This window comes from Neobacillus niacini NBRC 15566 (assembly GCF_001591505.1).
GTDB lineage: Bacteria > Bacillota > Bacilli > Bacillales > Cytobacillaceae > Neobacillus > Neobacillus niacini.
This window is the reverse complement of record NZ_BCVA01000088.1, coordinates 1-8,005: the sequence shown is the minus strand read 5'-3', so window position 1 is coordinate 8,005 and position 8,005 is coordinate 1. Positions and strand designations below refer to the sequence as shown.

General features: G+C 36.4%; 6 protein-coding genes and 1 pseudogene. 2 read left to right on the top strand and 5 right to left on the bottom strand.

The window, feature by feature from the left end; all coding sequences use genetic code 11:
- Nucleotides 1–386: 386 nt before the first annotated feature.
- Nucleotides 387–1,496, bottom strand: a complete 1,110-nt coding sequence (locus tag BANA01_RS28505) for a glycosyl hydrolase family 18 protein (RefSeq protein ID WP_063255640.1) — start codon at nucleotides 1,494–1,496, stop codon at nucleotides 387–389.
- 192 nt (nucleotides 1,497–1,688) lie between these two features.
- Here BANA01_RS28505 and BANA01_RS28500 point away from each other — a divergent pair, with 192 nt between their 5' ends.
- Both BANA01_RS28500 and hpaB read left to right on the top strand, forming a co-directional pair.
- The gene (locus tag BANA01_RS28500; protein ID WP_063255639.1) at nucleotides 1,689–2,024 is read left to right on the top strand and encodes a L,D-transpeptidase; all 336 of its coding nucleotides are present in this window, start codon (nucleotides 1,689–1,691) and stop codon (nucleotides 2,022–2,024) included.
- A 347-nt stretch (nucleotides 2,025–2,371) separates the two neighbouring features.
- Nucleotides 2,372–3,789: pseudogene (gene hpaB, locus BANA01_RS28495) on the top strand (4-hydroxyphenylacetate 3-monooxygenase, oxygenase component).
- Between the two features lie 147 nt (nucleotides 3,790–3,936).
- Here hpaB and BANA01_RS28490 read toward each other — a convergent pair.
- The 4 genes from BANA01_RS28490 to BANA01_RS28475 all read right to left on the bottom strand — a co-directional run bounded on the left by BANA01_RS28490 (nucleotide 3,937) and on the right by BANA01_RS28475 (nucleotide 7,756).
- Entirely contained in the window at nucleotides 3,937–4,140 is a 204-nt protein-coding gene (locus BANA01_RS28490) for a hypothetical protein (RefSeq protein WP_063255638.1), read from the bottom strand.
- 348 nt (nucleotides 4,141–4,488) lie between these two features.
- The gene (locus BANA01_RS28485) at nucleotides 4,489–4,698 is read right to left on the bottom strand and encodes a hypothetical protein (RefSeq protein WP_063255637.1); all 210 of its coding nucleotides are present in this window, start codon (nucleotides 4,696–4,698) and stop codon (nucleotides 4,489–4,491) included.
- Between the two features lie 138 nt (nucleotides 4,699–4,836).
- Nucleotides 4,837–5,649 (bottom strand): pepsin/retropepsin-like aspartic protease family protein, encoded by an 813-nt coding sequence (locus tag BANA01_RS28480; RefSeq protein ID WP_063255636.1) that lies wholly within the window; start codon nucleotides 5,647–5,649, stop codon nucleotides 4,837–4,839.
- Nucleotides 5,650–6,766: 1,117 nt separating this feature from the next.
- A complete protein-coding gene (locus BANA01_RS28475) occupies nucleotides 6,767–7,756 on the bottom strand; it encodes a hypothetical protein (protein WP_063255635.1) in 990 nt (329 codons plus the stop codon).
- Between the last annotated feature and the right edge of the window lie 249 nt (nucleotides 7,757–8,005).

Sequence of the window (8,005 nt, the reverse complement as noted above, 5' to 3'; positions counted from 1 at the left end):
ACACGACTTCGGACATGACCTGGCCTTTTAAAGTTCAATCTTACTGCTGGTTTCATAAATTTAAATCTGAACGTCTACATGTCGCCTCATTATTATAAATGTTAAATCATCTTGTAAGTCTGTACCCTTAAATGGCCTAATTAATAACCTTTCAGTTCTAAATTCTAAATAAATCCCCCCTTTTAGTTACCCCATTTAGATTTATAAATTCCTATCTTAATTATAGACGGAAATGAAAGAAGGACCGTTTCAATTCAGTATCATTAAGTTTAATAGAAAAAAGACTGCTTAAGAATCGCTATAGACGATTATTCAACTCACCTTCCATTACTCAACAAAAAAGGCACCACAGCAGCCATCCCAAATGAATTTAGAGAACCATACCATCACTTTTTTACTTTTATTTTCTCAGATATGGTAGTCCAATACAGTGGGTCTTCTAAACCAAGTCGCCAAATCCCGATTCCCTGTAGGTTATATTTTTCGACAAGGTTTAGCTTAACCCCCAGACTATGGCTATTCTCAAACCATACCTGGTGGCTATGTTGATCTTTATCTATGTAGCTGAAATGAGGTGTTTGCGAACGGGAGTCCCATACCACTTTAGCTTTATATTTTTTTTTCTGATTCATTAACTGTGCATAGGAGCTATACACGGCTTTGCGTGTTGTTGTATCCCAGTCCCAGCCATAACCTGCGATACCTAGTAAAATTTTTGAAGGGTCTACCCCCTGTTTCAAAGCATACTGAATCGTTGCTTCTGTCCAATCGACTGACGCTGTTGACCCGGGTTTTGTTCTGGGATTGTGTTCATCGTACGTCATTATCATTAACCCATCTGAATATTGACCAAGTTCTTCGTAGTCAAACCATGGTGACCATGAATTAGCACGAGAATCACCTGTGTTTGCCGGGACTGAAACCGTAACTACTTTTCCATCACGGTGCAAAGCATCAGATAATTCTTTTATCATCAGACTAAAGGAATCCCGATCAGACAAATTCAAATTTTCCATGTCAATATTAATACCGTCATACTCAAACTGATTCATTTCATTGCGTAGGTTCTGAATGAAAACATTGCGGTTACTATCGTTAATGAGTACATTACTCGCTACCTGCTTGCCCTTCTCCACGGTTTCATAAAAGAGATTATGTACAACCATATATACCTTGAGGTGCTTCTCATGAGCACTCTGAATAACCATTTTTTTATGATCGGCTGTAACCGAATCAATCAGATTGCCTGGTTGCTTATCATCGAGCTTATACCAAAAAGGTGCAATGCTGCTTAAACTGTTGGAATGCGAGTCAACTGTAGGTTGAGACCCTGGTAATGCTCCTTCCTGTTCTGTGTAAAAACCTAAAACCTCGCGAGGAGTTTTATTCGTACTGACATTTTCTTCTTTTCTTTGTGACTGACCGCAGGAAGACAGTAGAATAAAGACCATGCTTTGTAAAATGATGGTGAATGACCGATAACTTTTTTTTGCCATACTACACCCTCTTCTAATCAGTATCGTTCTTAAGTTAATTAGAAAAGTTGCAAAATATACACGAATTGAATTTCCCCTTACTAGTTCTCAGGAAAAGACCACTACTAGTTATTTAATTAATTCGGTCTTGAAGTACAAATACAAATTAATAAAATCACTCATATTATAATGACAAAAACGGAGAGTGATACAATGGCGAAATGGATTGGAATTTCAACAGCAAAACATCAGTTAACGCTTTACGAAGATAACAGCTTGATAAAAACATATCCAATAGCTACAGGGAAAATCCTAACTCAAACACCTTTTGGTACTTATACAATTATTAATAAACAGTATAATCCTGGAGGCCCATTTGGAGTTATGTGGATGGGGCTATCTAGACCACACTACGGAATTCACGGTACAAATAATCCTTCCTCGATTGGGAAGAGCGTGTCTCACGGCTGCATTAGAATGTACAATCATGATGTGCTGGAACTGTCCTCTTTGGTTCCAATCGGGACTAGTGTTGTCATTCATAAATGATATTTTAAATTAAATCGAAATAAATAGGATCCATAAAACGTTTCCAGCAAGGTGATTGCAAGCGATAGCGTAACTGGATGGGAATGCTCCAACTCTTCTTATATATCCACCACACTATCCTGCTTTTGTATCACAAATAGCCAGAAATCCTTATGATAAAAACACCTATAATCATTGAAAAATTCATTAGGATTGGCATTTTCCCCATTTTAAAACAAGGCTTTTCCAATGGGAACAAGCAACCAAGTTATCCAATAAAATGATACTAGCTTAATTAGTACGTTATTGTGAGATGTTGCAACAAAGGGAGCGAATAAGAAATGGGGACCATTAGCGGATAAGATTTTATTGATCGTTTAAATAGATTAGAAAACGAAATTTGGTTTGATGGTGAAAAGATTAAGGGGGAAGTTTCTGAGCATCCTGCGTTTAAAGGGATTCTTAAGGCAAAAGCTTCTCTTTATGATTTACAAAATGATCCCATTCTAAAAGAGGAGATGACTTTCTACTTACCTGATAAAGAAGAGCCTATCGGACTTTCCAATATGCAGCCAAAAACAAAAGAGGATTTAAAGAAAAGACGAAAGATGATGGAACACTGGGCAAAATCCACTCATGGTTTGATGGGTAGAAGTCCTGACTATATGAATACAGCAGTAATGAGCTTTGCTTCCTCCTCCGCCATTTTATGCGGCATGGAGAATTGTTTCCCTGAAACCATTCAATCCTTATATGAAAGGGCAATGGAGCAAGATCTTTCGTTTACACATACATTTATTACGCCCCAGGTGAATCGTTCCCAGTTCTATTTGGGAATGTCTGAGAAGCCTATTTCCGCAAAGGTGATTGAACGAAATGATAAAGGATTGATTATAAAAGGCGCACGCCTCCTCGCTACACAGGGCGGATTAACGGATGAGGTATTGTTATTTCTGCTCCCAGATTATTTCTTGATCGTGATGAAGCATTCGCCTTTTCCATCCCTTCTAACACAAAAGGATTAAAATTTATTTGTAGAGAATCTTTCGTGGGAGGAAATTCTTCTTTTAATCATCCTCTAAGCTCAAGATATGAAGAGATTGATTCGATTGTTGTCTTTGACAATGTATTAGTTCCATGGGACTGTGTATTTTTTTATGATAATGTCGAAGCAGCTATTACCTTTATGAACGGAAGCTCCTTTCACATTTTTGCGTACCATCAAGTAGTAAACAGACAAATTGTAAAAGCAGAATTTATGCTTGGGGTGGCTCAACTCCTCGTCAAGACGATAAATGTTGGCGAATATCAGCATATACAAGAAAAAATTTCAGAAATCATCATTGGTCTTGAAACGATGAAAGCACTATTAGAGAAGTCTGAAAATGACGCAGAATTAGATGAATGGGGCTGTATGCGTCCCAGCATGATACCATTGCAAGTCGCCAGCAATATTTTCCCTAGAATATATCCCCGTTTCAGCGAAATTATCCAATTAATTGGTACTAGCGGAATGGTTTCATTACCCACCGAAAGAGACTTTGATTCGGAAATAAGAGCAGATCTGGACCAATATCTTCAAGCGGATGGCATGGACGCAGAGGACCGAGTTAAACTATTCCGTTTAGCATGGGATCTTACGATGAGTTCATTCGGTACAAGGCAAACCCACTATGAAAGATACTTTTTTGGTGATCCTGTTAGATTATCCAGTAACCTATACAGCAGCTATCTGAAAGATCAATATGTTGAAGAGATTATCAAATTTTTAAATTTAAAAACTTAAGTTTGTCTATACAGATTGTCATGATTCATCCTCAAGCCCTAAATCCACAACCCTTCGACATTCACAACAAGAAACAGGCACTTCTACTATTGTAAGAACACGCCTGTTTCACAGAAACTCCTATTCAGATGTAGTTATCAGTAAATCTTAATAAGGATAGTGGTGGTGGTGATAGTACGGGTAGTGATAGTGGTATGGGTAGTGATAATGGTACGGGTAGTGATGGTGGTACGGATAGTGGTGGTGGTAGCCAACTCCAACCCCTGGGGCTCCAAAACCAATTCCTGGACCAAAACCAAGACCTGATCCTGGTCCTCCTAAACCAATCCTCTCAATATAGGCATTATTCATACAATCCGTCATCCTCCCTAATCTATTTACATTAGAGCATATGCATTTTTGGGATAAATTCCTGGGCATTTGCCCGAATCGTCAAATTTTATATGACATATGCGGATTGAGTAATTATATTATATTGCCTATCCAACTTTATGAATGGGTATATTCAGGATTTGTTCTGGGTGGACCAGAATCAGGTCTCTATTTATCATAGAAATACCACTGTTAGTTTTATTTAAACGTAATAATAACAAGATTCCCAACATACTTGAATTTGCGAACATTAAAAGTTCCTCAAAGGGACTCTCTTTTAGAAGTCACTGTATGCCATAACCTTCTGTTAAAGGATGACTTTACTCATCATCTTTTGTTTTTAAAGCCTTGATTGTCATCAACTGCACCTTTTCCCGCCTTGTTATCCAGCGCTCCGCCAGAAACAGCACCTTCCACTGCGACTGAACCAAATGGATCAAGAGCAGAAGCCATCGTATCCCCAGTAAAAGCACCTACACCAGTTCCTACTGCCTCATTATCTTTATCTTCACGTTTGCGTTTGTTGATATCGGCCATCTATTTCACTCCCTCGTTTTTTATTGGGAAGTGCTATTGTTTTGGCAGCACTATCCTGTAACCTATTATGTCCAATAGGGCCAATTTTACGAGGATGGATTAATAGCATTTGTAAAGGTTTTTGACCATCCAGTGTTTTTATATATTCTTCTCATTCGTATTCATTTTAAGAATACTCCACTTTCTATTCACAAAATCTAATAGCCAATTTGCTTTATTTAGTGAGTTATATCCTAGAATGATTTCCATTGGCTTTTCTAACTTTTCATTTAATGATGAGAGGTCAATTTCAATTACTTTAAGTGTAGGAAATTGATAGTTTCCAATGATCATAGACTGCATCATGTACATAGGTGTAGTGGTGGAAGCTCCCGTGGAATCTGTTCCCTGAACATCATTTATCCTTTCAAAATACTCAGGATATTTTTGTACAATACTGGAATCGACAACTGTTATTCCAGCACCCGTATCCCAAATAGCACTAACTTTCGTCTCCCCTAAAAACGCATCTACATATGGTTTCACTTTATTCCCGATATGTAAATCAAAAAATTCCAAATCCTCACAGACTTCCTTATCAATTTCTACTTTATTTTCAATAAAGTTAAAATAGTAGGAATGGTCATGTAAAAAATCCATCCCAATGATGTTGTGGGCTGTTGAATCTTGATCATATCGGTACATTTGAAAATCTGTCTTCTCCATAGGACCTAATGTAAATTTTGGTACAATGATGGATTCATTTTTCATTTTTGAGAACACACCATAAGTATCTTTAGAACCGAATGATTCAAAACGATTGATGTAATCATCATTTCTAACCCTTGTAGTATTGGCTCCTGTATCAAATAAAAATTGATAGGACTTATCATCAATAAACCCATTCACCAATATCTCTGCGGCATCTTCTTCCTCTAAATCATGCTTAATAATTAAATCAAAACTATTCATTTGTTCTCTCCCATCTATTCTCATTTAATTGTTAACGTAATCTCTTCGATTTTCTATCTTACTAATTCGACGTTTAAATTTTCCATCCCTCTTCCATACTTGAACAAAAATCAGCACCCCCTAGCAGTGTATGAGTAAGCTCTAAAATCAAAATACTATACATACCATCCTCATAAATTACCTCTACTATGTATTGGTAGGTTAATGGTCGCATTGTGAAAAATGAGTCCAGCAATCGCAAGATTTCATACTCATTTGTATTCTCTTTGCTCTTTCCTCTCGATAAACCAATTTTCGATTTTATTTTTCACTATTTGTTACACAATAATATCTATAAACATATTACTAAGGGTGTGTTATTCAATTATTAATCTTGTTCGAGTTGGATTGCTCGCTATATCATGGTTGTCACTTATTTTTTTGCCGAAAAGGTCGTTTAGAAAATACCTGCCAGTTGCAAATCTAGCAGTAAGTTTAATCCTATTAACAAGTTTATTTTCTCTCCCTTTCAAGCTTTGGATCGTGGAGAAGGGTGGTATAAAGGAAAAGATTTTTACAGATTTAAGTATCATTTTAGGACCTTTCTTTTCAGGTACTTTATGGATTTTTCATTTGACCTATGGTCGTTTTGGTCCATATTTTCTATTAAATATGCTTATGAATTTCTTGCTTGCCTTTCCTATATGTACACTACTTCAGAAGTTAAAGTATTTAAATTGGTTAATTTCAAGCCGATTCACATCTTTTTCACCTATATTTTTTATTCGATTGTTCTTTATTGGTATCAGATGTTCTTAACTAGACCTAAGCAGTTACTGAAAAGTGAGTATAAAAAGCATTTCTTCGTTTTACGCTCATAGCAATCTCTACAGACTTACTTTAGTTTACAGTCAGTTTTGATGAAAAAGTGATGGAAAGGAAAAGTGTAAGATACTATTCCTTTCTTCAGGTAACCTGCCGCGTTTGAACAACAAGAAAAAGAGACCGCCGCAGCGCTCCCATATTAATGCTCTTGAACCCGTTAGTGAACCATGCAGGTTAATTTACTGCTCGTTAAGTTCTCATGAATAGAAATTAATCTAAAATAAAGCCCACTGACTTTACATCGTTTAACGATTTATTCAAATATTTCTTTTTTGTTCTCCAGTATTCTAGTAAGTTTCATTTTGACACGAGGAACATCATCTTTTTGAAAATAGTCATTTAATACTTGATCGACCTTGCTTTTGTCCGTTCCAAGTATCTTAGGAGAAAATTGCTGAACATAAATGTCACCGTAACCTTTCACACAGTTCGCCATTGTATCCAGCGCAATTAAACTTAAGGGTCTTCCATTCTTTAACCAAGACTTCATTCTTTCCCAGGTCGGAAAACATACAGCGGCCAGCCTTCCCCAATTATCATTAAAAATAGTGCAAGTTGACTCCATCCAATCAAGTACATTGCTTGAACGGAAACGGTATAAGCAGGTAAAAGCTGCTATTGGCAATTCTTTTTCGCTCGTCCCTTTCAATTGCTCAAAAATATTATGTAATCCCTCTTCAGTTGGCAAACTGCTGGCTGTTGCCCATGAAAGGGGGTAAAGAAATTCTTCGTCATAATTCTTCCAAAGCTCCCTTACCCACGCCGAAGCTGAAGTCCCTAAAACATCTGCTGCAATTTCCAACAATCGGGATTTTACTTCGTAATTGTTTGTTTCATAAAACCTAGATTTTACATAATTCAATGTCGTTAGGGTATCGTACTTTTTAAGTTCTTTTATTACATCTTCCTCAAGAAACCATCTGGTTATTGAAAAATCTAATAAAGACTCCAAATCATTTCGAACATCTCGTAATGTTGGGGCTTTATCTTTTTTATTTACAATGACATCTTCTTCAGGTTGACAAGCCTCTCCGTCTTCTTCGTAAAAATCATCGTGTAATAAAAATTTCTTTGGGGAATGTATAACAGCAAGGTTGTACCATTCGATCGGTCTTAAAGAACGTTTTAATAGCCTTTTATGACATTGATCACACAATTTATAAGGCTGATTAGGGTCATCAGATTCTTCTACGACATTCATTTCATTTATTTTACAGGATTCACACAAATCAGTTACCGTCATTAACACTTTACACCTCATATTCAGTATCCTAACCTATTCTATTCTCTTTCATTTTTCTCCTTTATTTCACTTAAATGTCCCTATGGCTTAAGTAAATTGCCTACTAATATATACGAAAGCTGTCGTAAGTCCACCTCAAAATCATAACTAAAAAGTAATGAATTGAATATATTCAAAAATCCATGTTTGTCCATTTCAGATTTACGATCTTACCATAATATATATTCTATGAAGAGGTGGTGATACATT